The sequence below is a fragment of the uncultured Campylobacter sp. genome (genome assembly GCF_905372745.1).
Taxonomy (GTDB): domain Bacteria; phylum Campylobacterota; class Campylobacteria; order Campylobacterales; family Campylobacteraceae; genus Campylobacter_A.
This window is the reverse complement of record NZ_CAJPQR010000001.1, coordinates 58,163-83,983: the sequence shown is the minus strand read 5'-3', so window position 1 is coordinate 83,983 and position 25,821 is coordinate 58,163. Positions and strand designations below refer to the sequence as shown.

Below are 25,821 nucleotides of genomic sequence, written 5' to 3'. Positions count from 1 at the left end.
TTTTAGCCGTCCGTCCGTAGACTTAGCGATACTGCGCCATGTCCGCGCCTTTATGCTTTGTTTGGGTTATTTTTATACGGCGTTTTGTCTAAAATTTTCATCGTTACGCAAATTTGCTGGCTCGCCCTCGTCATCGTTTGCCCGCATCTCTATTTTTATTTAGCAGCTTGACTGCTTGCTCGTTTATTTAAATTTATCGGCGCTAAATTTATCCCGAATTTTGACGCCGTTACCTAGCGCTATTTTTTGCTCTACGCTCCGTTAGCCTTAAATCAGCCCGCGCGTATAGTTTCATTTTAGTTCCTTTTATTCGGTTTTGGCTTCCCAAACCCTACTAACCTTGCTTGCGGCTTTTCGCGCCAGCGCTTTCTCTCAGCCGTCCGCCCGTAGGCTTAGCTAGACTGCGCCCTACCTGCACCTTTACGACCTAAAATTTAACTCCGTTCAGTCGTGCGCCGCACTGATTCGTTTTGCGCAAATTTGCCCGCCAAAAATGCCGCGCAAACGGCTCTTGACCGCGGTTTCAAGCGGAGTTTTATAAAATTTCGCTAAAATCGCGTTTAAAATCTACTTAAAAGGCAAATTTTGAAAGGAATTATACTTACCGCCGCTATCCTTGCGGTCGGGCTTTACGCGTATTCGTGGCACTTTTTGATCACGGTTTTGGTGATTAGCTTTCTCATATTTTTTCACGAGCTTGGCCACTTTCTCGCAGCTCGCATGCTAAAAGTCGGCGTACTAAAATTTAGCGTGGGCTTTGGGCAAAGCGTCTACTCAAAAACCATCGGCGGCACCGAGTACGCCATCGGAGCGATACCCCTTGGCGGCTACGTGAGCCTAAAAGGGCAAGAGGACGCCAAGCCGGGGCTAAAAAACGAGGATGCCGACAGCTATACGAAGCTTAGCCCGCTAGGACGCATTTTTATCCTTTTTGCGGGGCCGTTTTTTAACTTCGCTTTGGCGTTTTTTATCTTTATCGCGCTCGGACATATCGGAGTTGAGAGGCTAGCGCCGACTGTGGGCAAAGTGCTAGAAAACTCCGCCGCAGCAAGTGCCGGACTGCAAAAAGGCGATAAAATTTTAAACATAAACGGCATCAAAATCAGCGAGTGGGACGAGATAAGTAAAAACGTAAATTTAACCTCCACCGCGATCACGCTCGAGCGCGCGGGCGAAATAAAAACGATAAATTTGACGCCTAAAATCGGGCAAAGCATGACGATATTTGGCGAAAAGATAGAAAAACCGCTCATCGGCATTTCGCCATCAGGCGAGGCCGTCACGATACGAAACACCGGCTTTAGCTCGCTCAAATTTGCGCTCGTTGAGACCGTAAACGCCTCAAAGCTCATATTTACGGGACTTGAAAAGCTGATAGTCGGCGTCGTGCCGCTAAAAGAGATGGGCGGCATCATCCAGATCACCGACATCACCTCAAAAGCCGCAGGCATCGGCGTCTCGACCCTACTCATCATCGCAGCGCTGATCTCCGTAAATTTAGGCGTGCTAAACCTGCTGCCTATCCCGGCGCTTGACGGCGGACATATATTTTTCAACCTTTATGAGCTCATTTTCCGCCGCGAGATGAACGAAAAAGTCTATATCGGCCTCACCTACTGCGGCTGGGCGTTTTTGCTCTGCCTGATGGCGTTTGCGACCTTTAACGACGTGATGCGCCTAAGTGGAGCGGGACAATGAAACTCGCGCAAATTTTAGAACGCATCGAAAATGCGCGCACGGGCGAAGCCGTGAAGCTAATCGCCGTGAGCAAAAACGTAACGACGAAAGAGGTTTTGGAGCTTTTTAGGCAAGGGCAAACGAGCTTTGGCGAAAACCGCGTGCAAGAGCTCAAAAATAAGAGCGAAATTTTGTCAAATTTGCCGATCGAGTGGCACTTTATCGGACGACTTCAAAGCAACAAAATAAACCACCTGCTAGCGCTCAAACCTGCTCTTTGGCAAAGCTGCGAGAGCGTAGAGGCTGCGCTTGCAGTGGATAAGAGGCTTGATCGCGAGCTGCCTTGCCTGCTACAAATAAACTCCGCGCGCGAAGACACGAAACAAGGTATCTTGCCCGAAGCTGCCGAGACTGCATTTTTACAAATCGCGCATGAGTGTAAATTTCTAAAACCCATCGGCGTGATGAGTATCGGCGCGCACGTAGAGGACGAAAAAGTCGTGCAAAAAAGCTTTGAGACTACGCGTAAAATTTACGAGAATTTACAACCCAACGGCGCGCAAATTTGCTCGATGGGTATGAGCGGGGATTTTGAGCTAGCGATAAAATGCGGCTCGAATATGATTCGTTTGGGGTCGATTTTATACACGTAGATCAGTCGCAATCCGTTTAAATTTAGAAAAATCTACCTAAAAAGGAGCCAAAATGGGCTACGACGTGAGTTATCATCCGATCAACGAAAGCGAGATCAAGCAGTGGTATTTTGACGCGTTAAAAAGCGCGCGAGAGGGCGACTGGTCGGTTGCGAAAATGCTTGCAAAAGAGCACGGCATGGAAGATTTTTACGCGCAAAAATACATCGATACTCTTAAAATCGCGCTTGAAACCAAGGACGATGAGAGCTTTTCGATGGGACACGGCTACATACTCGCCGCCGTGCAGGGATTTTTTAGAAAATACTTCTATACGCGCGGCACGGCGTTTAGCTTTTTAGCGGACGAACACGACGAATTTAAGCGGTATCTAAGCGACATAAGCGGCGTTATACCGCCTGAAATAAAAGCTAAATTTACGGGCGAATTTAATGGAAACTACTCATCGGGCGCATTTATAAGCGCGGTAAATTTGGCTAAATTTTGGCAGGACTACAACGCAGGCGGTGAGATCAAGCGCAAAACGGACGAGTTTTACGAGCAAAATTTGCCTGCGTTTTTGAGCGCGGTTAAATTTAGCGTAGAAAACGGCTACGGGCTGCTTGAGGCGACAGACGTCATCATGCCAAACCCGCTTGATCTAAACAGTTCCGAGTGCTACTCAAATCTTTTTAACTGCGACCCCGAAGGTGCGTTTATCTACGCCGACACGGCGGCCAAGCAACTAAGCGAAGCTATGAAGCTGGATAAAAAGAAAAATGAAAGCAACAAAAACGAGGACTCTGGCGGCTTTTTGGGCGCTATAAAGAGGCTCTTTGGCAAGTAAATTTGCTACGAGCCAGGGATAAACTAGCAACCTAAATTTCGTATATCAAGAGCTTAGATTGGCCTTTTTTTGGTCAAACATAACTTTGCTGTTTTTCATCTTTGATATTTGTAAAAATATTGTAGCAATTATTTAAATTTGATAGTTTTGCCGCTTTATCTAAACGTTTTAGGCGTAAAATACAGGCGAGTTTATTGCTGTAAATCAAATTTTGCACTAGTTTTAAAAACCGCGGTGAGTAAGTTAAATTTAATGCGATAAATTTACGCTCAAAGTTTGAAATGAAATTGAATCCAGCCAAACATGCAAGCGGATACTATCGACTACTATTTGACATAATAATTTAACGAACCGTATTTGTGAAATTTTATTTACAAAAAAAGAAGTAAAACCGCCTTGCCCGTTTTAGACAAGGCGGCAAGAAAATCAGAATAAATTTAAGATAGTAGGCTTATTTTCCTCGACCCATTTGTCGATGCGTTTTGCGTAGTTTTCATCGCCCTTGACGTCTAGGGCTAGGCCTGCAAATTTGCCGTTAATGAAAAACGCGGAGTGGTTAAATTTATATCCGTCCGCGTCGCTAGCGCCGAAAATTTGCGCGTCCTTTAGATACGGCAGAAAGTCCACTGCACCGCTAAAAAGCGTTTGGGGGTGATTGGCTTGATTGCCTACGGCTACGATGGCGGCTTTTTTGCCTTTACTGCCTGCCTTTAAAAGCGGCAATTTCTCCGCCCAGTCAGCCGAAAGCTCGCCGTCGCCGTAGCTAGGCGCCGCTACGATGATGACGTCAAATTTAGCAAAATCCTGCGCCGTAGCGTCCTTTACTTCGACTAGCTGCGCGCCGAGTTTGCCTGCTAGATACTCGCAAGCAGCCTTTGTATGGCCTTTTGCGCTTGCGTAAAATATGCCGATACTCATTTTACTCTCCTTAAATTTAGATAAATCAATACCCGAAGTATAACGAAATAATACTTAATTTATCTTATTTCAAATCACGCTTTTATTTGTCGTTTTCTAGGCAAATTTGCGCGTATTTTAATCCCAGCTCGTAGGCTTTTTCGTTCTCGGCGTAGACTTTTTTAGGTACTTTTGAGAGCATTACGCGCTTTACGAGCTCGGCATCCAGGCAGCCGCTCATCTGCACGGCGACTGCGAGCGCGACGACGCTTTGAGTTATTACATTGCCAACCTCGTCTTTGGCGATGGAGATGATGGGTATTTCATAGATTTTCCACCTTTTTTTGTCTTCGTCGCTTGCGCGTACCAAATTTGGCTCCACGACGATGATGCCGCCATCTTTTACGCCGTCTTTAAACTGCTCGAAGCTAACCTGCGCGGTAGCGAGCATAAACTCGATCTCGCCCTCGTTTGCGTACGGGTAAAAAATCTCGCGCTCGCTCAAAATGATATCGACCTTCGTCGGTCCTCCGCGCACCTGCGAGGTGTAGGTCGAGGCTTTGACGCCGTATCCGCCCTCCTCGATCTTGGCCGCGGCTAAAATCTCGCCGGCCAGTATCACGCCTTGGCCGCCCACTCCGACGAATCTTAACTGCCTTTTCATTTTAGCGCTCCAAAGTCGATTTTTTCGCCGTCTCTAGCGGCTTTTATCACCATATCGTAGGCCTTGGTGTACTCCATGCGCGACTCGTCTTTATGCAGCACTCCGAGAGGAAATTTACCCCCCCGCTCATCCTCGCTCATCGCGTCAAATTTGGCCTTACTCACCGTGCGACCGTCTATCCACTCCAGCATCTGCGTAGCCTGCCCCATCTTGTTTTTGCGGCCCAGATTTATGTGGCAGTTTGAAAATACGTCAAAAAAGCTGTATCCATCATGCTCAAAGCCCTCGGCAAATATCTTTTCCAGCTTTGCAGGCTCTATCACGCTGCTGCGCGCTACGAAGGTCGCTCCTGCGGCGGTTGCGAGCTTGCACGCGTCAAAATTCGGATCGATGTTGCCCTGCTGCGCCGTCACCGTCCAAAATCCTATCGGCGTAGTCGGGCTTGTTTGGGAGTTTGTTAGCCCGTAGATGAAGTTATTTATCAAAACGTGGTTTAAATTTATATTTCTGCGGCATCCGTGGATCGTGTGATTGCCGCCTATGGCTAGCCCGTCGCCGTCGCCTGTTACTACGATGACGTGTTTATCGGGGTTTGCTAGCTTGATACCCGTGGCATAGGCTATCGCGCGACCGTGCGTGGTGTGGACGGTGTTGCAGTTGATGTAGGAGCTAAAGCGTCCCGAGCAGCCGATGCCCGAGACCACGCACACGTCGTTCATGTCCCAGCCTAGCTTATGGATCGCGCGGATTAGCGCTTTTAGTATCACGCCGTCGCCGCAGCCCCAGCACCACAGAGTCGGCGTTTTATCCGTGCGTAGGTAGTCGTCGTAGTTAAATGCCATCGAATTCTCCTATTTTTTGCGCAATTTCTTGCGGGCTGATCGGGCGGCCGTTGGCTTTTAGCAGAGTTTTAAAGTCCTCTCTTAGCGTAGTTTTGATTATCTCGCCCGTATACTGGCCCAAATTTAGCTCGCAGATCAAAATTTTGCTAAATTTAGCCGAGATTTCTCGTAGTTTCGCGCTTGGCGTCGGAAATAGCGTGATAGGCTTAAAAAGCCCTACTTTCACGCCTTTTTCGCGTAAATTTAGCACCGCTTCCTTTGCCGCGCGAGCCACGGAGCCAAACGCGATAATGCAAATCTCCGCGTCATCTAGCATAAACTCCTCGCAAAGCTCGATCTCGTGCGCGTGCGCGTTTATTTTGTTAAAAAGGCGCTTGATGTTGTAGTCCACGACAGCGCCGTCTTCAGTTGGAAAGCCCGTCTCGCCGTGATGCAGGCCAGTGACGTGATAGCGGTAACCGCCGAAAAATTTATTTAGCGTCGCTGGCTCGTCGGGCGCGGCTTTATACGGACGGTAGTCCGCGGGATCGCCGCTAAACTGCTTGCGCGAGTATATCTCTAGCTCGCTAACCTGCGGCAGCACGGCCTTTGCGTGCATGTGCCCGATCGTTTCGTCTAGCAGTAAAAACACGGGCGTCATAAACCTCTCGGCGAGATTAAACGCGTGAACGGTCTGCGTATAGCACTCCTCTAGGCTTGAAGGCGCGATAACGATGCTGTTTACGTCGCCGTGAGTCGGGTTTTTCGCCTGTAGGAGATCACCCTGCGCCACGCGAGTAGGCAGCCCCGTGCTAGGGCCGCCGCGCATGACGTTTACGATCACTAGCGGTACCTCCGCGATAAAGCCAAGACCGATCTGCTCGGCCTTTAGCGAGATGCCGGGGCCCGAGCTTGCAGTCATCGCCTTTGCACCGCTCATCGAGGCTCCAAGGGCTACCGAGATGCCTGCGATCTCATCCTCCATCTGGATAAATTTGCCGCCGTGCTTTGGCAGCAGCACGCTTAGTTCGTGCGCGATCTCACTACTTGGCGTGATCGGATAACCGCCGAAAAAGTTACACCCGCACTCAACCGCCGCAAGCGCGACTAGCTCGTTGCCGCTAGCGATGATCTCTCTTTTGCCGCCGTTATTATTTAAAAACTCGCTCATTGCTCCGCCTCTAATTTTTCAAATTTATTCTCTTTTACGGCGGTCGCGCGCTCTTTACTTTCGGCGGTTAGTTTGGCGAATTTAAATCCCTTCTCCGCCACGTAAATAGCAAAATCGGGGCAGTGCAGCTCGCACTCTCTGCACCCGATACAGGCCTCCGGATGCACCACTTCGATCGTTTTACCTAGCACGGCGCGCGGCTCTACGGCCATCGCCAACACGCCCGCAGGACAGCAGCTCACGCAGATATCGCATGCCTTACAGCGCGAGATATCGACCCAAACGGGAACGTCGTTTCGTATCAGCATATTTTTCCTTATCAAATTTAACTAGTAACGATAATTCTATAGCAATTTTGTTAAATTTAGTATTTAAAACGCGCGGTAAAAGTTAAATTTAAATAAATTTTTGATTATGTCGGAAAATTTGAAACGCTTTTGCGCGGCGCTTAGGCTAGTGGGCGGTAAATTTACCGCATAAATTTTAAACTTAAATTTAACTACCGCTGCGGCAAAAAGAGGGCGCAGTAAATAATCAAGCCCAAAATCAAACTTTGCGGCTTGGATAATTTCGCGCCGAATTTACGCAAATGCGGCACGGCCGCTAAATTCGCGATTTTTTCCCGTTTGCGTGCGTTTTGCCAAAACCGGCAAATCTATTTGACGCAAGGCACGACGCGCTTTTATCCTTGCAAGTCGCGACAAATGAATTTAGCTCTTTTTTGCCGTTTTTGCGGACGTTTTTATCGTTTAGATTCATAAAATCTACCGCATTTTTGCCCTTTGCATGATGAGTAAAGCCCACGGTGCCGTCTTTTTCTACGCTGCTTACGATGCCTACGTGAGTGATTATTTTGGCTTTTTTGTTATTTTTCGTGCTTTTAGTCGTGTTGTTGAAAAATATCAAATCGCCGACCTCGGGATTTTCAAACGAGATCAAATTTTTACTCTCGTAAAGCCTAAACATCGCTTCGCTTTTTAGCCCGCGAGCGGTGTAAAATTTATCAAGCTCGTTTTCGTCAAATAAATTTAGACTAAATTGCCTATTAATCAGCGTCACGAAGCCGGAACAATCGCCGCCGTCTTTTTTGCCTATATATTTTTGCATAAGGTCAAGCAATGCCTTTTCTTTTACGTCAAACCCGCCGATTTTACTTTGCGTCACTTCGACTACCGAGTTTTGGACTTTGCTCTTTTCTAGCGAAGTCGCGGCTTGGATTTGACTTTGCATCGTTAGCGCCGCGACCGGGACGTTGCTTTTTGGAGCGCTTGGCGAAACGTTGGCACACCCCGACATAAAAGCCGCTAAAAACATGGCGTAAATTTTAATTTTATAATTTACAAGCATCGGCTACGCGATTACCCCGCTTTCTTTTAAAAATTTGATATTTACAGCCGTTTGCGATTCGCCTTTTTCAAGCGCCGCCTTTTCCTCCGCGCTAGGACGTTTTATCTCACGCACGCCGCCCTTGCCTAGCTTCACGAGCCTACCACCCGCGCACTCGCCCTCTATCACGCAGCAGCTTAGCCACTGCTCGCTGCCGGTTTTTATCGCCTCGCACATCTTAGCCGCAGCCGCGCCCGGAGCGTAATACGCCGACGTGCCAAGTAGCTTAACGATCTTTGCGCCGCCCGTTTTTGCTTCCTGCGCTACCGCGTCAAATTCGCCGCCCAGATCCACGCTAACGTTGCTTTGCAGCGCCACCATATCGTCGTTATGCGAGCCTATGATGTGTGCGCTAAATGCGCTGTTTTTTAGTCCGGTTTTTTGAGAGATCTCGTATTTTAGACGCGCGGAGTCTAGCTCGCCAGCCATTCCTAGCACCCTATTTTTATCAAAACCGCTCGTTTTATAGACTAGATACGTGAGCGCATCGAGCGGATTTGTTACGTTTATGATGACGCAGTTTGGGGCAAATTTCGCGATTTTTTCCACCGTACCTTTTACGATGCCGGCGTTTTTTAGTAGCAGGTCCTCTCTAGTCTGCCCCTCTTTTCTAGGGCTTCCGGCCGTTACAACTACGATGTCGCTATCCTTAACTAGCTCAAAATCATCGCCGCCCGCGACGCTCGCGTCCAGACCGAAAACCGCCGCGCTCTGAGATAGATCGATCGCCTTTGCGCGCGCCACGTCGCCAAATATATCCACCAGTGCGATCTCGTCTGCGATGCCTCTTAGCAAAATAGCGCTAGCCGCGCTTGCGCCTACGTTTCCGGCTCCGATAACTGAAATTTTCATTTTTTTCCTTTTTTATAAAATTTGATTTTGTAAAATTTGATTAAACGTCGCGCTGGGCCTCATCGCCGCTCTAGCCTTTTTATCATCCGGCTTATAGTATCCGCCTACATCGACCTTGCGCCCTTGCGCCGCGTTTATTTCATCCGCGATTACGCTCTCGTTTTTTGCGAGATTTTGAGCGATAAGCTTAAATTTATCGCCCAGCTGCGTACCGCTAGCGGCAAGCTCGCTCGCCCAGTAAAGCGCGATGTAGTAGTGACTCGTGCGCGTATCTAGCTCGCCGACCTCAAACCGCGGAACCTTGTTTTCTTTTAGATAGCGCTCCACGGCCGCATTTAGCGTATCGGCTAAAATTTGCGCCTCGGGGCTTTGTTTAAAGCCCGCCAGCTGCTCCAGACTAGCACCCAGAGCCAAAAACTCGCCCAAACTATCCCAGCTTAGATGATTTTGCTCCAGTAGCTGTTCGGCGAGCCTGGGCGCGCTACCTCCAGCTCCCGTCTCAAAGATACTTCCGCCCTCTAGCAGCGGCACGATAGAGAGCATCTTGGCGCTGGTTTCAAGCTCCAAGATCGGAAAAAGATCGGTCAGATAGTCTCGCAAGACGTTGCCCGTGACGCTGATGCAGTCCTTGCCGCGCCTCATGATCTCAAGCGACTTTTTGCAAGCCGTCGCCGGAGACATGACCTCTATATCAAGCCCGCCGGTACCCGCGCTAGCTAGCTGCGCTCTTACTTTTTTTAGGATTTCTCGGTCGTGAGCCCTGTTTTCGTCCAGCCAAAATATCGCCTTCTGTCCCGTGATTTTCGCGCGTTTTAGTGCTAGCTCGACCCAGTTTCGCACGGCGACGTCTTTGACCTGCGTCATCCTAAATATATCGCCTTTTTCTAGCTCAAATTTAAATAAAATTTCGCCTTTTGCATTTACCACGCGCACCTCACCCGCTTCGCCCATCACGAATGTCTTATCGTGGCTACCGTACTCCTCGGCCTTTTTCGCCATCAGCCCGACGTTTGAGACGCTGCCGATTTTAGCGGGATCTAGCGCGCCGTTTGCCTTGATATCCGCGATCGCGGCCTCATAAACGACGGCGTAGGTTTTATCTGGTATCACGGCTTTGGTTTCGCGTAGGGCGCCATCTTTATCCCACATTTTGCCGCCATTTTTTATCATCGCGGGCATCGAAGCGTCGATGATAACGTCGCTAGGAACGTGTAAATTTGTAACGCCGACAGCCGAGTTTACCATCGCTAAATTTGGCCTTACGGCATAAATTTCATCAAATTTGGCTTTTATTTTTTCCTGCGTTGCTTGAGGCAAATTTAAAATCCGCGCAAAAAGGTCTTTTAGCCCGTTGTTTTCGCTGACGTTTACGCTTTTTAGCTCGTCTGCGAACTCCTCAAAAACTTCCGCGAAAAAAATCTTTACGAAATGCCCGAAAATCAAGGGATCGCTCACCTTCATCATCGAGGCTTTTAGATGCACGCTAAAGAGCAAATTTTTTGCCTTCGCGTCTGCGATTTGCTCCTTTATAAAGGCGTCTAGCTCTCGCGCGCTCATAAAGCTAGCGTCGATTATGTCGCCTTTTTCTATCGCCAAATTTTCTTTTAGCACGCATTTTTCGCCGCTTTTTGAGATAAACTCCACGCGTAATTTTTCATCCGTTTCAAAGCTAATCGAGCGCTCGGAGGAGTAAAAATCGCCGCCCTTCATATAGGCGACTTCGGTTTTGCTATCTTTTTCAAAAGGGGTGATTTTATATGGGTTTTCGCGGGCGTAGCGTTTTACCGCACCGACGCATCTGCGGTCTGAGTTACCCTCGCGTAGCACCGGATTTACCGCGCTTCCTAGCACTTTGGCGTACCTAGCGGCAGCGTCTTTTTCCTCCGACGTTTTTGGCTCGGACGGGCATGGCGGTAGATCGTAGCCCTTAGCGCGAAGCTCCATGATAGCGGCGTTTAGCTGAGGTAAGCTTGCCGAGATGTTTGGCAGCTTAATTATATTCGCGCGTTTTTCTTGCGTCAAATTTCGTAGCATCTCCAGATCGTCGCTCACCCGCAGTTCAGGCGGCAGCTTGTCGTTAAAAGCGGCGATGATCCGCGCGGCTAGCCCTATGTCGGCCTGCTCTATCTCTATACCGCCCGCACGCAAAAACGCCTGCAGGATCGGAAACAGCGAGTAACTAGCAAGTAGCGGGGATTCATCGGTTCTAGTATAGACTATGTCGCTCATCTTTCCTCCTAAATAAATTTCGCAAAATCTTATCCAAATTTATATTAAAACGCCTTTTGGCGGGCTATTTTTGAGAGTTTATCGCACCTACGTGTTCCTCGTACGTCGCGCTAAATTTATGCTTGCCCGTCTTTTTATCGCGAACGAAGTACAAAAACTCGCTCTGCGCGGGCTTTATCGCCGCTCTTATCGCAGCTAGGCCCACGGTGCAGACGGGGCTTGGCGGCAGGCCTTCGTTTAGATAGGTGTTAAATTTACTCTTATCGCTTCGTATGCGTTCGGCCGTGACCGTCTCGTGCGAATGCAACCCGTAGTTTAGCGTGCCGTCCATCTGTAGCTTCATGCCCTTTTTTAGGCGGTTTTGTATGACGGAGGCCACAAGGGGCATCTCATCCTCGCTCGCAGCCTCCTTTTGTACGACCGAGGCCGTCACGAGATACTCGCTCCAGCGCTTTTCGTCGTAGTTTCCAAGCAGCTCTTTAGCCGTTTTTTCGTGTGATTTTTTAGATAAATTTACCAGATGCGCCGCTAGTTGCTCTTCGTTTACGCCAAGGGGCACTTTATAGGTCTCAGGCACCAAAAAGCCGTCCTCTAGCGGAGCAAATTTGGAGTAAAATTCATTTAGCTTTGCCTCGCTTAAATTTAGCTTTTTTGCGATCTCTTGTAAAAATACGGCCGTCGTTTCGCCGGGAATTAGCGTTATTTGCGTTAGAGCCGCTTTTGCGGTCGTGAGTTTATATAAAAAATCAAGCTTGCTAAGCTTTGTCGCGTCCAGGTCTATCCAGCCTGCTTGCACATGCCCCATAGCGCGCAAGACCACGGCGTCAAATTTATTCGCGTCCGTATTTTTTTCGCTTAGATATGATATAATCCCGAGCGTACTGCCCTGAGGCACGAAAATGACCTCGCTCACGCTCACCGGGCGGCTAAGATAAACAAGAAAGCTCAGAAAAAATATGAAAATCATCTCGCTGATAATGAAGAAAATTTGGCGCATTTTGATCCCTGCGGTTTTGATATTCGTCATTTTTATAGCCGTCCTAAAACACGGCGTCGAGATAGAAAATATCGGCGCGGGCGGCTTTAAAATAGAGCAATTATATATAAAACTCGATAAAAAAATAATTTTACGCGCGCAAAATATCGAGATACCTAAACAAAGCGCCAAGGATAGCTCCGAGGACGCACTGCTGGATCTTTCTAAAAACATCGTCTGGATCGATAGATTGTTTGAGGAAATCTTACTCGAGCGCGTTAAGTTTTTAAACAGCGAGTCCACGCTATTTTACAGAGACGACGTTTTTTATCTAGATAGCCCGTTTTTGGCGGTTAGCTCAAATTTCAAGGATACCGAGGACGGCATCGTCGCAAATGTTTATCTACTAGAGTTTAAGGACTTTAACATCACCTTAAGCGGCGTTAGCAATGCTGATTTTAGGCGTCAAATTTACGATTTTAACGGCACGTTTTCCAGCCACGAGCTAAAAGGAAACGCTACGGTAAATCTCAAAGGCGGCGAGCTAACATACGAGCTTGGCGACATAAACGCGACTAGCCTAAGGGGCTTTATGGACGAGCTGGGCGCAAAAACGGGACTGGATAAAGAGATAAAAAGCTGGATCTACGGCTACGTCACGGCGGATAACTACTTCGTAAAATCGCTTCGGGGCAGGTTTGATCTAAACAAGCAAGAACCCTATCTAAACGAGCTTAGCGCGCAGGGAATTTCAAAAAACGTAAAGGTTAAATTTCACGAAAAGTTGCCCGCCGCCACCGCCGAAGCAGTCGATGTCGAGCTAAAAAAAGGCTCGCTGTTTTTCACGCTAAAAAACCCGAAGTGGCAGGGCAAAAATCTAAACGCAAGCACCCTTGAAATCTATAAAATTTTTGAGAAAAAAGGCGCGGGACTCACGCTAAATTTGCAAACCTCGGCCCTTTTTGATAAAAGCGTAAACTCCATACTAAAAGCCTACGACATCGAGATTCCCGTCGAGCAACTAAGCGGCAAAACGGACGGCAAACTCGCGCTTGATATCAAATTTGACCCGCTAGAGGTGACGACTAACGGTAAATTTAAGGTCTCAGGCGGCCAGACCCTGATCGCGGGAGCTAAATTTAACGTCGGTACCGCAGACGTCGAGCTTTTAAACGACAAGCTAAAGGTAAACGCGAAAAATACGGGGATGGACTTTTTTAGCGCGGACGCGGCGGCAAATATTGATCTAGGCAAGCTCGCAGGCGACATAAACGGCACGCTAAAGGGCTTAAATTTAGCCTTCGGTAAGAGCGAAATTTTAAAGCTTGGCTCGGTAACGTTTTCCTCTACGCTTGATTTTAGCGGCAAGGATACGAGGTTAGATATCGCTTCGCCCGCTACCGCCAGCTTAAAATTCGGCGCGCAAAACGAGATAAATTTGTCTGACGTAAAGAGCCTACTGCCATACTCGCCGCTGCTAAAAAGCCTAAAAATATCTGAAGGCGGCGTAAATATAAAAACCAAAGATTTTGAAAATCTTAGCATCGAGGCTAACGACGTTAAATTTGAAACTCCGCTGTTTAAAAAAGACGGCTCGCCATATGATGCCGATAGCTTTGCCATTGACGTAAACGCAAAAGGCGCAACGGGCAAGAGCAAAAGCGGCGGGCTAAATTTCAAAATCGCGGGCGGCAAGACGGAGCTTTTTATAAACGAGCTTGATCTGGCGCTTAGCGGTGGAGAAAATTTAAGCGAAAAAGGCGGCGATATCGAGTTTGAAGCCAAGGGCTCAAATCTTATTTTAAATGATTTTAACGCAACCCTAAATCTGCTAGCTTATAGCGGCCAAAGCGCGGGCGGGACGGTGAGATTTGACGCAAAGCCCGCTCGCGGCAACTTTTCGCTCATAAAATCGGACAAAAAATTTGAAATGTGGGCAAACGACATCAGGGGCGAGTTTATCAACTCGATCTTTAACATCAAAAGCTTTGAGGGCGGCAGCTTTAAAATGCGCGTTTTAGGCAAAAGCACCGATGATTTTAAAGGCGAAGCAAGGCTAATAGGCGCCACGCTAAAAGACTACACGTTTTACAATCAGCTTCTCACGTTTTTAAACTCCGTACCATCCTTGCTCGTGTTTAAGACGCCGGACTTCGGCGCCGACGGCTATCCGGTAAAATTCGGCAAAATTTTGTTTGAGAAAAAGGCAGATACGCTAAAGTTTCTAGCCATCGAGCTAGAAAGCTCGAGCGCCGATATAGGCGGCCACGGCACGATAAATCTCGCAACCAAAGAGATCGACGTGGATCTAGAACTAAAGCTGCTAAAAGACGCCAGCTCCATCATCGATAAAATCCCGCTCGTAAATCAGATCGTGCTTGGCAAAGACCGCACCCTCTCAACTGTGATCAAGGTGCGAGGAACTCTGCAAAAGCCGCAGTACTCGACGCAAATCCTGCAAGATACCTTACTTTCGCCGTTTAAGATAATCAGAAATGTACTTGAAGCGCCGTTTTTGATATTTGAGTAGGTTTTCGGACTTGCTCTTGCCTTTGTTTTTGCGGCGCAGACGTCTTAAATTTGCTTTTAAATCTAGCTAAAACGCTAGAGGTTAAATTTGAACCGTTTTAGCGCAAGCCGTCAGACGTAAATTTGACGAAGTTTTATTTAGGCGCGCATCAAATGTTTGGGTAATTTGTCGGTTTGATATCTGTTTTTTAGAGTATCATATAAAATAATGCAGTAAAAGAGGCTTATCTCATCCAAGGTGTATCGTGCGAGATAAGCCTGTAAATTAATTACTAATAAGTTCCCATCATTCCGTTACGATATTCATAGTCTATTATATGCGTATCCGGCATCGCGTCAAAATTAGGCGGATATTTTTCCCTTAAAAGGTCTAATACCCTGTTACATAGCGCGTTTCTTAGGCCAGAACTCACTCCGCTATATTGTAGAGTTACGGCATATCTCGGAACGATCCTTCCCGCGACTACGCTATAGTAGTTCCCGCGCCCAACTTTAAAGCATACATAACCGTCCCCTAGGTTTACAATTTCATTTACGCTAGCATAGTTAGCACTCTGACTATCAGGGTCATAAATACTATCTGAAAAAAACGTTTCATAGGTATCATACTCTACTCTAAAGCCGTCTTTTTTCGTTGTAAAGTTACGTGTTCCCTCAAAACCAAAATGAGCATTACCATGCGCGGCAAAGTACTGCTGTGCCTCGTCAAGAACATTTACTATATTTTTAAACTCTCTCATAGCCTCTGCTTCCTGCCTGCCTACGTTTAGCCTAGGTACGGCTATAGCCGCTAGAGTACCTATTATAATGATGACAAATATCAGCTCTATCATAGTAAAAGCTTTTTTTGTTGCGAACGAGCTTGTGTTTTTCGTATTTTTTCGGGCTTCTTGGAGAGTTAGTCCTGTTACTAAGTATTTATTTGCCATTGTTTTCACTTTTCTCCTTTGTTTTAATTTTTCGCGATTATACCAAAAACGGCGTTTAAAATGTCTTTATTTTCTTTGCAGACACGGGTTTTATCGCTTTGGCGCCGTTTTTAAGCGGCTCTTTTTATAGTTGCAAATTTAAGCTATAATCGCGCCAAAGCTAAATTTAATAAGCAAAAACACTAAATCTTGCCCGCAAAAAAGACGGCTAAATTTAAACGCTTTTAGATAAAGTAAATAAAGGAATACTAAATGATTCATCACTTTGGGGATATGCTAGAGGGCAGAGACGATTACTGGGCGATGGTGCCGGGCGGCGAGCGTTTTAGGTATATGCTAAGCGGCACGCAAGCTAATGAAAATCTAAAGATCGCTACCGTGGGTGCCGATACGCCTCTTTGGGAGCGGATTTTTGAGTGCGAAGGACTAGAGGAGCTTACGCTGCACTTGCCTAGCAAGGAGCAAATCGCCGCACTGCCTAAGCTAAAACGTCTAGAGCGCCTACGCATAACCAAAATCCAAGTAAAAAATATCGATTTTCTAGCCAGGTTGCCTCTTTTGCGCGAGCTGGTTTTGGAGTACGTCTCCGGCTTTTGCGATCTTTCGCCGCTAAGGGAGCTAAAGAGCCTAAAATCGGCGCATTTTGAAAATTTACGAAGAGTTAGCGATTTTTCTGGGCTTAGCGGCATAGCTTCGCTGCGGTATCTAGGCATAAACGGCACTCTTGATTGGGATCAGCCGATTAAAGACTTTGAGTTTTTAAGAGATTTAGGCGCGCTTGAGGCGCTAAAGCTCATTTGGGTGAAGTGCAAAGCGCCTTATCCGGCGCTCTTGCCGCTTGTCGCGCTTAAAAATTTAAAGAAAATAAACATCTACCCCCAAGCCTTCGCGCTAGAAGAATACGCATTAGTACAGCTCGTCTGCGAGGGCGTAGAGGGCGCGAAGATGCCGCTTACGACGGAGTTTAAGGATACGGGATATGTAAAATTTTTAGGGCGAGGCTCGGGACATATCAAGATAGGAGCTAAAAACGAGGCGCAAAAGCGCGCGGAGCTTGAGCAAAAATTTGAGGCGTGCAAGCAAAAGGCACGGGAGGTTTTGGGTCTTGACCGCTAGTTTGCGGGTTAAATAAAGCCAAATTTGATACTCCGCGCCGCTTGGCTGCTCCTTGCACTCGTGGGCTTTTGGCAAATTTAATCAAATTTGTGCTCTTTGCTATTTTTGATATGACAAAACAGCGCGCACGGGATGCCGACATGAGCGCCATACTTAAATGCGGCAAAAAACCGAGTCGAAAATAAAGCCCAAAATACAAGCACCGATAACCGCGCGGCAAAAATTTAGCCATTAAAATAGGCTAGGTTTGTCGAAGATTTTTGTAAATTTGCAATCTTTATAGACCGCATACGGCGGTAAAACCGCTAAAACCGTGAGCAAAACGCCAAACGTCTCCGCGATACTTCGCGCCGCAAAGCCAAAAATCGCGTCCGCGTTAAATTTGATAAAAACGGCGCCGAAGCTAGCAAGACAACCTGGCGTAGATGTAGTATGTAGACGCGCTAAACACTCTCGGAAAAAAAATGGCTTCTAATAATCGACTTGCGGCCGTAGATTTGTAAATTTGCGGTCGGTTTTGGCACTCGGTGCATACTAAATTTACATTTTAGAGGCTAAAAAGTCCAAAATACCAGCGCCGATAACCGCATAGCAAAAATTTCGCCCTTAAAATAGACTGGCTCGCTGCGGATTTTCGTAAATTTGTAATCTTTATAGACCGCGTACGGCGGTAAAACAACGAAAACCGTGAGCCTCGCTGCGATATTTCGCGCCGTAGAGCCAAAATCGCGTCCGCGTCAAATTTGATAAAAACGGCGCCGAAGCTAGCAAGATAACTAGGCATAGATACAGTACGCAGACGCACAAAATGCGCTCAAGGCAAAAAACGGCCACTATAAAATTAGCGCACTGGCAGTAGATTTTTGTGTATTTCCTGCAAATTTGCGGCTGGCTTTGGCATTTTGCGCCGTCTTGCTGGGACTACGATTTTTATTAAATTTGCTTGCGTTTTAAATTTATCGCTAGCGGCGCGGGCGTTTTGTAGCGTCAAATTTAGCCTTTGATCTCATCGCCGAAAAGATCGCAAACATCCATCCAAAAGCTTTCAGGCATAAAAATCGGCGAGTCCAAAATACCCGGCAAACCGTCCTTAAAAGACAAAAACTTCGCGACTCTTTGGAGCCCGTCAACGGTTTTTATGCTCATGTTCGCTAGCCACAGCACCTTTACGAGCTGCATTTTATCAGCCGTCCACTCGGCAAACGCCAAAAACTGCGAATCGTCCGAAAACGTAAAACACGCCGTAGCCTGCTCGCTAAGTAAAATTTGTTCAATCACGCCACCGCTTTGGCTAAATTTTACGTTTTTGCTCTTTTTGCGCTTCAAATTTAAACCCTGCATCTGGGCGTTTGCGTCGCCGTTAAGTCCGCTTTGCAAATTTAAGCCGCCTCGCAAAACCTCCGCGCTCGCGTAAATCCGTAGCTGGCCCAGACTCGGCACACCCGGCTAGGTCGAGACCATCAAATTCCGCGCTAAATTTACCGCCCGCGCCACGCTCTTTCGCGCTATAATCCCAAGCAGAACCCATTTATATTATTTAGTTCAAATTTACCCGCGCGTTTGCCTGCGCCGCGCAAATCTGGGGTCTCACGGCTCAAAATTAGGACAGTAAAATTCATCCGCCTCATCCCAAAGTTCCTCTAGCGAGCATCCGTCTATCTGCGGCGCGGCGTAGAGTTCTTGCAGCGTGGCGAAATACCGCTCGCCGCTCGCGTTTGCGCCCGTCTCGTCCGCGCACCTTTGAAACGAACAGCGATACGCATAGGCGATGATCATGTATTCCACGCCTCGCAGACGAAAGCTAAGCTCCGGTTCGCCGCCCCGGGCTACGCATTTTAGCAGCATTTGTTCTATGGTTTCAAATGAGTATTTGGGCATCAGGCTTCCTTTTAAATTTATCTAGGCGCGTTTTAGAGGGGCAAACAAATAGGGTTTTGTTAAATTTGCCGCGTTTTTGGAAGTAAATTTTAAAAATCGCTCAAATTTAAGTACCGAATTTGAGCTAAAATTTGCAGCAAATCACCGCATCTCAAGGCGCATGAGGTGCATATCCTCGCCGCCCGTGACCTCAAGCTCCTGCGAGCCGCAGGTCGGGCAAGTGAAGTCGTTTTCGCTTAGCTCGCCGCTAAAACCGCAGCTTTTGCACTCCACGGCGACGTTTTGCACGATGATTGCAAGCTCGGCATTTTCGCAGATCGTACCCGTTTTATAAACCTCAAACGCGCTTTCTAGGTAGTGAGGTTCGACGCCGCTTAGCCTCCCGATGCGAACCTCGAGGCTCACGACCTCTTTTGCGCCGTTTGCGGCGACGTTTTTCTCGCAAAGCGCGACTAGGCTTTGCACTATACTTAGTTCGTGCATCAGATTTCCTTGATTGCGGACGGAGCGAATTTTATTTGTGCGGACGCGTCTAAGGCGTAAATTTGATAAATTTTGCAAGGCGATTCCAGCGCCGTGCAAGCCCGAAAATCTAGCACGCCTAAATTCAATCTATCCATCGCCGCGCCTAGCATATTCTAGGCAGCAGCTCGCCTTTTGGCGCTTCTAAAAAGCGCTTCGAGCCGTATGCGTTTTGCAGGATGACGCGGCCGTTTGCAGCACACAAAATCTCGCCGATCAAAGCTGCGTTAGCGTCAAATTTGCGTAAAATCTCAAGCGCGCACGCCTCGTCTTTTTCATCTACGGCCAGCACGAACGTACCCTCGTTGGCTAGTTCATAAGGCTCAAAGCCAAACAGCTCGCAAACGCCCGTCACTTCGTCGCTAACCCTAATATCTTCCTCGCGCACGAGGATGTCTAGGCCGCTAAATTTCGCCCATTCGTTTAGCACCGCCGAGAGTCCGCCGCGCGTTGCGTCGCGCATACACAGAGGCTTTACGCCGCCCTCTATCAGCGCCTTTACCGCGCCCACTAGCGCTTTGCAGTCGCTTTTTAGCTTGCTTTGCAGATCAAGCTCCTCGCGGCTAGCCAGCACCACGGCACCGTGCCTGCCCACGTCGCCCGAGATCAGGATCTTAGCGCCCGCGCGCAGGCTTTTTAGCTCCACGCCCTCGCAGATGATCTCGCCGATACCGCTCGTGTTGATAAAAATTTTATCGCATTTACCGCGCGGTACGACCTTGGTATCGCCGCAGACGATTTGCACGCCGTTTTCGCGAGCGACGGCGGCTAGCGAGCCTAGCACGCGCTCTAGCTCGGAGATCTCAAACCCCTCCTCGACTATTAGCGCGCAGCTTAGGTACTTTGCCTCAGCACCCACCATGGCTAGGTCGTTTATCGTGCCGCACGCTGCGATCTTACCGATGTCGCCGCCGTTAAAAAATATCGGCGTAACCACGAAGCTATCGGTGCTAAAGGCTAGTTTGCCGTTAAATTTGGACGTCAAATTTACCGAGTCGCTAGATTTTTCGTCCGCGCCAAAATCGCTAAAATTTAATATCGCGCTATCGTTGCTCTCACGCAAAATTTCATTGTCGAATATCCTAAAAATCGTCTCGTTTATAAGCGAGTTCATCTCCTCGCCGCCGCCGCCGTGGCTTAGCATTATCTTGCTCAATTTTGCCTCCTCTTAGCCCGCGCTTTTGACGTCGCCGTATTTGTAGTATGCCGCGCATGCGCCCTCGCTAGAGACCATGCACGAGCCAACCGGGGTTTTTGGCGTGCAGGCTTTAGCGAAAATTTTACAGTCGAAGGGCTTTGCTCGCCCGCGTAAAATTTCAGGGCAGATACAGGCCTTGCTCTCGCCTTTGCTTTGCACGCTGCAGTCAAATTTGACTCTCGCGTCAAGCTCGGCGTACTCGGGGCGCAGCTTCATACCGCTTTGCGCGATCGCGCCAAGACCGCGCCACGAGAAGTCGCACGGCTCGAAAAACTCGTCTATGAGCGCCTTTGCTTTTTGATTGCCCTCGCGCGTGACGACTCTGGCGTATTCGTTATAGACCTCGTGCGTGCCCGCATTTTGCTGGCGAACGAGGTTTAGGATGCCGTCCATCAGATCAAGCGGCTCAAATCCGCTAACCGCGATAGGCTTTTTATACTCGGCCGCGATACTCTCGTAGATGCCGTATCCCGTGATCACGCTCACGTGGCTAGGGCCCAAAAACGCGTCGATTTTGACGTCCTCGTCGTTTAGGATCGCTCGCACTGGTGCGGGGACCGTAACGTGATTTATATGGAAAAATAGATTTTTTAGCCCGAGCTCTAGCGTCTTTTGCACCAAATTTGCGCTCATAGGCGTCGTCGTCTCAAACCCGATCGCGAAAAATATCACGCTCTTTTCGGGATTTTCGCGCGCGATCTTGATACAGTCTAGCGGGCTATATAGCGCTCTGATGTCGCAACCCTCGCCGCGCAGCTTTTGCAGGCTGGTGTTTGAGCCAGGGACTCTCATCATATCGGCTAGAGTGCAGAGGATCGCGCCCGGCATCTGGGCTAGCTTGATAGCCTCGTCTATGCGGCTTCTTGGCATCACGCAGACTGGACAGCCCGGGCCGTGGACGAAATTTATATGTTCGCCGACTAGCTGCGGTAGGCCGAATTTCATGATCGAGTGCGTGTGTCCGCCGCAAATTTCCATGATATTTAGCGGTTTTACACTCTCTTTTTTGATGAGTTTTGAAAGCGCTAAAATAAGCTCTTTATCGCGAAAATCATTGATTAGATTCACGCTTTTTCCTTTGATTCCGGCTTATTTGCCGCCGCTTGCATGGCGCCTAGTCCCGCGTCGCCCTCGTCTGCGCCGATCTGGCCGTTTTGCATATCTTGGGCGATTTGGCGGTAGATTTCGATGCTTTCTAGCGCAAATTTCGTATCGATTTTCTCCATCGCGTAGCCGACGTGGATGAGTACATATTCGCCAACTGCTACGGGCTCGGCGATGAGATCGAGGCTCACGCGGCGACTCACGCCTAGCGTCTCTACGGTAGCGACGTTATCTTTGTCGATCGCGACCACTTTTGACGGGATTGATAGGCACATTATCTAAGCTCTTTTTTAAATTTTAAAAAATCCAGCCACTTCTCCATGCCCTCGCCCGTTTTTGCGTCAAGCTCGACAACATCGACTTTTGGATTTAGTTTACGAGCCTCTTTGACGACTTTTTTCACGTCAAATTCAAAATGCGGCAACAGCGAAGTTTTAGTTATCACGATGAGATCGGCGGCGCGAAACATCACGGGATATTTGGCCACCTTATCGTCGCCTTCAGGCACCGATAGCAGCACGACGTTAAAGTGCGAGCCGACGTCGTAGCTAGCCGGACATACGAGGTTGCCGACGTTTTCTACGAAAACTATATTAAGGCCCTCTAGCGGCAGATGATGAAGCCCCTCGTGCACCATAAACGCATCCAGGTGACATGCCTGCCCGGTCGTGATCTGATGGGCTTTGCCGCCGGCTTTTATTATGCGGTCGGCGTCTTGGTTGGTCTCTAGATCGCCCTCGACGACGCCGATTTTAAATTTACCGCTTTTTATTGTAGCTTCAAGAAGCGTAGTTTTGCCGCTACCGGGGCTACTCATGAGATTTACGCATAAAATCCCGTGCTCGTCCAAATGAGCGCGGTTGTGCGCGGCCTCTTCGTCGTTTTGGGATAAAATTTTAGTTATTACTTCAACCGTTTTGCTCTCGTTTAGCGCCGGGTGCGCATGGCCGTGACTATGCTCGTGAGCCGCGCCGTGTCCGTGCTCGACGCCGTGATCGTGAGCGTGCGAGTGTGTCGTGCCATCGGCGTGAGTATGAGCGTGGTCGTGCCCGCCCAGCGAGCATCCGCAATCTTTACACATTTTGTTTCTCCTTAGCGATTTTTTGGGGTTATTATACTCTTAGATGTTAAAATCCCGCTTTAGTTTCATACCTTGCGGATATTATTTCGTTGCGTTTTGTTTATACTTTGAGATTTTTATGATAGCGGCGAGGGGTTAAAATTTGACTCAAATTTGAGTCGCGCCAAATTTGACGGCTCGGGCTAAATTTGAGTTCGGGTAAGTCTAGTCAAATTTAGCCCTCCAGCCGCCCGTAAATTTAACGATTGTTAGATTCTGCTGCGTTTGGTTTTTCTAGCACGATATCTTTGATACGAGCTTTGCCGTTATCCATCACGCTGATGACGGCGGTGGCGTTAAACTCCATCATATCTCGCTCCATCTGCTGCGCCTTTTTAGGCGGCATGAAAAAGGCCTCGATGCCGAAATTTGCGGTATTATAATCAACCCTGCCCGCTAAAAACGTCCCGCCGTTAGGCCGCTCAAAGCTATATTTGTCAAATTTATATTTGCCGTCTTTGTCCTGCTTTAAAACGGCGTAAATTTTAGCACCGTGCAGCTGCTGTCTTTTGCTCAAATTCGAGTATCTTTTGTCCAGCTCGTAAATGCCTGCAAAGCCGTAGCTAAGGCGCACGTAATCGCCGCGAAACATATCGCGCGGATCGTAAAGCGTAGTTTGCAGCAATATCTCTTTGCCAAAATATATCGGCGCATACGCATACGCAAGCATCGCGATCACGGCTAAAATTTGAAATACCGCCGCGGCAAAAATCAGCTTTAGTTTCATCTCGCGCTCCTTTTTTTAGAGATCCTAGATACCCCGAGCACCACCAGCGCAAATACCAAAAACAGCGCGCTAGCACTGACGTAATCACCAACTAGATCGACATATCGCACAAACGCCACCCAAAAGATGAGCGCGATGCCAAATTTCATATTATTTTGTTTAATGAGAGCGACCGCGACGCAAACGCCGATGAGCGAAAACACGCCCTCCTCGTAGCCCGCAAACGCGTCTAAGATAAACGGTAGCGCGACCAAAAGCACTCCGACTATTGCAGCGGCGTATTTTTTAAAGTAAAACGCAAGTCCCAAAGAGGCTGCGCAAAAAGCCATAAACAACGCCCCAAACACGCTTTTTAAAAATGTAACGCCGTTTAAAACATTTTCGTAGTTCTGGGTGCCGTAAGACCACGGACGAGAAAAATGCAAGTCCTCGTAAAGCGACATATCAAAGCACAAGATGCCCGCACCGCAGACGATGCCGATGTTTTTAAGGTAAAACGCGAGTTCAAATTTACCCGCCCTCTCAAGCAAAAACGAGGCGCAAACGGCGAGTAAGCAGTAGCTAAGAGTAAAAAAATGAACGCCGTAAAGCGCATCGTCCACGCGCAAATCAGCTAGAAAATACCGCTCGTAAAGCACGAAAGAGACGATATAAGCAAACACGCTCGCAAAAAGCGCAGCGGTCAGCAACCTCGAGTCGTCGCGCCAAAGCACCGCCGCGTAGGCTACTATAAATAACAAAAATCCGTGCGAGACGCCGCTAAATTCAAACTCCATCAAAAACCAAATAAGCCCCAAAACAAGAGCTTGCAATGCGATGATGGACTTACGCGTAGCAAGCCCGAGCGCCAAAGCTCCGACCGCCCACAGCAGCACGCCGTTAGGCATATGCTCGCCTAGATGGTAAATTTGCGCGACTAAAACGATCGCCGCGCCATAGCAAAAGTTACCTAGGAAAAACAGCGTCGTAGCCTGCGTCTCTTTGCCGTTTTTTTGCGCCAAAACTCCGCTAAAATTTACCGCCGCGAGTATGCCAAGCACTATGATTAGCCTCACAGCGCGCGGCAGCTCCTCCCAGTTTGCGCCTACAAGCGTAAATAGCGAAAGCGCCAAAAACAGATACGCAACGAGCTTTAATATAAAGCTTCGCCACTCGTTTGCGCCCGATAAATCTATATCGTATCTAGCTGCTATCTTGAGCGCCGCCTCGTCGCTTAATAGCCCTTCTTCTCGCCATTTCGCAAGCTCGTCTGCGAGAAAATTTTTATGAAATATCATCATTTTTCTACTCCACGCATTTCATTATCCTGTGTCGCCCGGCCCAGTAGAGCATCGCGTAGCCCGTCACGCCCGAGATCAGCGACGCGATGAGTACCGCGAGCTTATCGGCGTAGGCAAACTCGTAGGTGTCGTGATAGGAGAGCGAATTTATAAAGAGACTCATCGTAAAGCCGATGCCGGTAAGTACGCAAAGGCCGTAAAACTGGGCCAGATTGCAGTATTTTGGTAGCTTTGCGAGCTTAAATTTGATCGCAAGAAAGCAAAAGCCAAATACCCCAAGCTGCTTGCCCGCAAACAGTCCAAGTATGACGCCCAGCGATACGGGATGGAAAATCTGCTCCAGCCCGATGCCTTTTAGCGAGATGCCAGCATTTACGAAGGCAAACACCGGCAGCACGAAAAAGGCGACGTAACCGTGCAAGTCATGCTCGATCTGCTTTAGCATCGAGCCCTCGCCATCTTTTGCCTTAAGCGGTATGAAAAATGCCGCCACGACGCCCGCTAGCGTCGCATGCACGCCCGATTTTAGCACGCTCACCCAAAGGATAATGCCTAAAATCACGTAGCAGGCTTTTTTATTTACGCCGGCTAAATTTAAAGCCAAAAGTCCCAAAGTAGCCGCTCCGGCAACCATAAACGATACTACAGATAGATGGCCGCTATAAAATATCGCCATTATCAAAATCGCGCAAACGTCGTCGATGATAGAGAGCGTCACGAGGAAAATTTTAAGACTCGCCGGCACTCTTTTGCCAAGGATCATGATAAGCCCCAAAGCAAACGCCGTGTCCGTCGCGGTCGGGATCGCCCAGCCTTTTAGCGCGAAAGCATCGGCGTGGTTAAACGCGTAAAAAACGAGCGCAGGCATGACGATGCCGCCGGCCGCACCCACGATAGGTAGCACGATCTGAGCAGGATTTCGCATCTCGCCCTCGACTATCTCGCGCTTTAGCTCAAGCCCTAAAAGAAAGAAAAAAACCGCCATGAGCCCGTCGTTTACCCACAAAATAAGCGGCTTTTGCAGGCTAAATTCGCCAAAAACCACGCCCATGTTTATACGTAAAAAGGAGTTGTAAAATTCGCTTAAAAAGCCGTTTTGAAATATCATCGCAAAAATCGCGGCAAGGATGAGCAAGATACCCGAACTAGCCTCGTTTTGGACGAAATTTTTAAAAGAGATATGTTTCAAATTTTAGCCTTAGGATAAAAATAGCGATAAATTCCGGCGATTTTAACATCAAAGGGCTAAATGCGCGATAAAAAAGA

The 25,821-nt window shown here is 48.3% G+C and carries 25 protein-coding genes; 5 read left to right on the top strand and 20 right to left on the bottom strand.

The window, feature by feature from the left end:
- Window positions 1–585: 585 nt before the first annotated feature.
- The 3 genes from rseP to QZ157_RS00380 are packed head-to-tail and all read left to right on the top strand — an operon-like array spanning window position 586 to window position 3,156.
- Complete coding sequence (rseP, locus tag QZ157_RS00390; protein ID WP_295140317.1) at window positions 586–1,698, top strand: RIP metalloprotease RseP; 1,113 nt, start codon at window positions 586–588, stop codon at window positions 1,696–1,698.
- Window positions 1,695–2,330, top strand: a complete 636-nt coding sequence (locus QZ157_RS00385) for a YggS family pyridoxal phosphate-dependent enzyme (RefSeq protein ID WP_295140314.1) — start codon at window positions 1,695–1,697, stop codon at window positions 2,328–2,330. Before rseP ends, QZ157_RS00385 begins: the two co-directional genes overlap by 4 nt.
- A gap of 52 nt (window positions 2,331–2,382) precedes the next feature.
- On the top strand, window positions 2,383–3,156 hold the full coding sequence (locus QZ157_RS00380; protein ID WP_295140312.1) for a hypothetical protein: 774 nt from the start codon (window positions 2,383–2,385) through the stop codon (window positions 3,154–3,156).
- 426 nt (window positions 3,157–3,582) lie between these two features.
- Here the strand turns inward: QZ157_RS00380 and QZ157_RS00375 are convergent, their stop codons facing one another.
- From QZ157_RS00375 to mltG, 9 genes are all read right to left on the bottom strand, one after another.
- Complete coding sequence (locus QZ157_RS00375; RefSeq protein ID WP_295140309.1) at window positions 3,583–4,074, bottom strand: flavodoxin domain-containing protein; 492 nt, start codon at window positions 4,072–4,074, stop codon at window positions 3,583–3,585.
- 82 nt (window positions 4,075–4,156) lie between these two features.
- Window positions 4,157–4,717, bottom strand: coding sequence for a 2-oxoacid:acceptor oxidoreductase family protein (locus QZ157_RS00370; protein ID WP_295140306.1), 561 nt, complete (start codon window positions 4,715–4,717; stop codon window positions 4,157–4,159).
- Complete coding sequence (locus QZ157_RS00365) at window positions 4,714–5,559, bottom strand: 2-oxoglutarate ferredoxin oxidoreductase subunit beta (RefSeq protein ID WP_295140304.1); 846 nt, start codon at window positions 5,557–5,559, stop codon at window positions 4,714–4,716. The genes QZ157_RS00370 and QZ157_RS00365 overlap by 4 nt, the downstream gene beginning before the upstream one ends.
- Window positions 5,549–6,709: a 2-oxoglutarate synthase subunit alpha gene (locus QZ157_RS00360; protein ID WP_295140301.1), complete on the bottom strand. Its 1,161-nt coding sequence runs from the start codon at window positions 6,707–6,709 to the stop codon at window positions 5,549–5,551. The genes QZ157_RS00365 and QZ157_RS00360 overlap by 11 nt, the downstream gene beginning before the upstream one ends.
- Window positions 6,706–7,017: a 4Fe-4S dicluster domain-containing protein gene (locus tag QZ157_RS00355; protein WP_295140298.1), complete on the bottom strand. Its 312-nt coding sequence runs from the start codon at window positions 7,015–7,017 to the stop codon at window positions 6,706–6,708. Before QZ157_RS00355 ends, QZ157_RS00360 begins: the two co-directional genes overlap by 4 nt.
- Window positions 7,018–7,312: 295 nt before the next feature.
- A complete protein-coding gene (locus tag QZ157_RS00350) occupies window positions 7,313–8,005 on the bottom strand; it encodes an NlpC/P60 family protein (protein WP_295140296.1) in 693 nt (230 codons plus the stop codon).
- Window positions 8,006–8,059: 54 nt separating this feature from the next.
- Window positions 8,060–8,947 carry a malate dehydrogenase gene (locus QZ157_RS00345; RefSeq protein WP_295140293.1) on the bottom strand — a complete coding sequence of 296 codons (888 nt, stop codon included), beginning with the start codon at window positions 8,945–8,947 and terminating at the stop codon, window positions 8,060–8,062.
- Between the two features lie 12 nt (window positions 8,948–8,959).
- On the bottom strand, window positions 8,960–11,176 hold the full coding sequence (locus QZ157_RS00340) for an NADP-dependent isocitrate dehydrogenase (protein ID WP_295140290.1): 2,217 nt from the start codon (window positions 11,174–11,176) through the stop codon (window positions 8,960–8,962).
- Between the two features lie 64 nt (window positions 11,177–11,240).
- Window positions 11,241–12,203, bottom strand: coding sequence for an endolytic transglycosylase MltG (gene mltG, locus QZ157_RS00335; protein WP_295140287.1), 963 nt, complete (start codon window positions 12,201–12,203; stop codon window positions 11,241–11,243).
- On the opposite strand from mltG, the gene QZ157_RS00330 reads away from it, so the two are divergent.
- The gene (locus QZ157_RS00330) at window positions 12,133–14,682 is read left to right on the top strand and encodes an AsmA-like C-terminal domain-containing protein (protein WP_295140283.1); all 2,550 of its coding nucleotides are present in this window, start codon (window positions 12,133–12,135) and stop codon (window positions 14,680–14,682) included. The two genes, mltG and QZ157_RS00330, sit on opposite strands and share 71 nt — an antisense overlap.
- Before the next feature lie 271 nt (window positions 14,683–14,953).
- Here the strand turns inward: QZ157_RS00330 and QZ157_RS00325 are convergent, their stop codons facing one another.
- Window positions 14,954–15,610, bottom strand: a complete 657-nt coding sequence (locus tag QZ157_RS00325) for a prepilin-type N-terminal cleavage/methylation domain-containing protein (RefSeq protein WP_295140484.1) — start codon at window positions 15,608–15,610, stop codon at window positions 14,954–14,956.
- Between the two features lie 252 nt (window positions 15,611–15,862).
- Between QZ157_RS00325 and QZ157_RS00320 the strand changes: the two genes are divergently transcribed.
- Window positions 15,863–16,726: a leucine-rich repeat domain-containing protein gene (locus QZ157_RS00320; RefSeq protein ID WP_295140282.1), complete on the top strand. Its 864-nt coding sequence runs from the start codon at window positions 15,863–15,865 to the stop codon at window positions 16,724–16,726.
- Window positions 16,727–17,719: 993 nt separating this feature from the next.
- Here QZ157_RS00320 and QZ157_RS00315 read toward each other — a convergent pair.
- The 10 genes from QZ157_RS00315 to nhaA form a co-directional block, all read right to left on the bottom strand.
- Complete coding sequence (locus QZ157_RS00315) at window positions 17,720–18,103, bottom strand: hypothetical protein (protein ID WP_295140279.1); 384 nt, start codon at window positions 18,101–18,103, stop codon at window positions 17,720–17,722.
- A 210-nt stretch (window positions 18,104–18,313) separates the two neighbouring features.
- Window positions 18,314–18,604, bottom strand: coding sequence for a hypothetical protein (locus tag QZ157_RS00310; protein WP_295140276.1), 291 nt, complete (start codon window positions 18,602–18,604; stop codon window positions 18,314–18,316).
- Between the two features lie 141 nt (window positions 18,605–18,745).
- On the bottom strand, window positions 18,746–19,087 hold the full coding sequence (hypA, locus tag QZ157_RS00305; RefSeq protein WP_295140274.1) for a hydrogenase maturation nickel metallochaperone HypA: 342 nt from the start codon (window positions 19,085–19,087) through the stop codon (window positions 18,746–18,748).
- Between the two features lie 145 nt (window positions 19,088–19,232).
- Window positions 19,233–20,282, bottom strand: coding sequence for a hydrogenase expression/formation protein HypE (gene hypE, locus QZ157_RS00300; protein ID WP_295140272.1), 1,050 nt, complete (start codon window positions 20,280–20,282; stop codon window positions 19,233–19,235).
- A 12-nt stretch (window positions 20,283–20,294) separates the two neighbouring features.
- Window positions 20,295–21,392 carry a hydrogenase formation protein HypD gene (gene hypD / locus QZ157_RS00295; protein WP_295140270.1) on the bottom strand — a complete coding sequence of 366 codons (1,098 nt, stop codon included), beginning with the start codon at window positions 21,390–21,392 and terminating at the stop codon, window positions 20,295–20,297.
- Window positions 21,389–21,703: a HypC/HybG/HupF family hydrogenase formation chaperone gene (locus QZ157_RS00290; protein WP_295140267.1), complete on the bottom strand. Its 315-nt coding sequence runs from the start codon at window positions 21,701–21,703 to the stop codon at window positions 21,389–21,391. The genes hypD and QZ157_RS00290 overlap by 4 nt, the downstream gene beginning before the upstream one ends.
- Window positions 21,703–22,509 carry a hydrogenase nickel incorporation protein HypB gene (gene hypB, locus QZ157_RS00285; protein ID WP_295140265.1) on the bottom strand — a complete coding sequence of 269 codons (807 nt, stop codon included), beginning with the start codon at window positions 22,507–22,509 and terminating at the stop codon, window positions 21,703–21,705. Before hypB ends, QZ157_RS00290 begins: the two co-directional genes overlap by 1 nt.
- Before the next feature lie 238 nt (window positions 22,510–22,747).
- Window positions 22,748–23,275: a GDYXXLXY domain-containing protein gene (locus QZ157_RS00280; RefSeq protein WP_295140262.1), complete on the bottom strand. Its 528-nt coding sequence runs from the start codon at window positions 23,273–23,275 to the stop codon at window positions 22,748–22,750.
- The gene (locus QZ157_RS00275; RefSeq protein ID WP_295140259.1) at window positions 23,272–24,555 is read right to left on the bottom strand and encodes a DUF2157 domain-containing protein; all 1,284 of its coding nucleotides are present in this window, start codon (window positions 24,553–24,555) and stop codon (window positions 23,272–23,274) included. Before QZ157_RS00275 ends, QZ157_RS00280 begins: the two co-directional genes overlap by 4 nt.
- A gap of 4 nt (window positions 24,556–24,559) precedes the next feature.
- Window positions 24,560–25,744, bottom strand: a complete 1,185-nt coding sequence (nhaA, locus tag QZ157_RS00270) for a Na+/H+ antiporter NhaA (RefSeq protein WP_295140256.1) — start codon at window positions 25,742–25,744, stop codon at window positions 24,560–24,562.
- Window positions 25,745–25,821 lie beyond the last annotated feature (77 nt).